This window comes from Haloferax profundi (assembly GCF_001469865.1).
GTDB classification, from domain to species: domain Archaea; phylum Halobacteriota; class Halobacteria; order Halobacteriales; family Haloferacaceae; genus Haloferax; species Haloferax profundi.
The window spans coordinates 1-259 of the sequence record NZ_LOPV01000604.1 but is presented as its reverse complement, the minus strand read 5'-3'; the positions used below and the strand labels follow the sequence as shown (position 1 = coordinate 259).

The 259-nt window shown below is 51.4% G+C and carries 1 protein-coding gene; it reads right to left on the bottom strand.

From position 1 onward, the window contains the following. A partial coding sequence (locus tag AUR66_RS22910; protein ID WP_231727957.1) for a hypothetical protein occupies positions 1–189 on the bottom strand: 189 nt, incomplete at its 3' end. Positions 190–259 lie beyond the last annotated feature (70 nt).

Below are 259 nucleotides of genomic sequence, written 5' to 3'. Positions count from 1 at the left end.
GTACTCATTTTTGTATGCATTTGGAATGTCTTCCCATCCCTCGATATCGCTCTGTTTCGAGACCGCGCCGATATCGCCGAGTAGGGCCGCACGTTGGCCGTCTAACTCGATGGCATCGTACGCTGGCTGTTTTGGATTCCGCTTTAGCTCCGACATGTACTTTTCAGAAGCTGCGGTAGAGTACTTCACATCGTGTTTGTTCTCCCACCCCAATTCTCCGTTCGAGAATGGCTCGGTGAAAGCAGCTTGACGTGCTTCA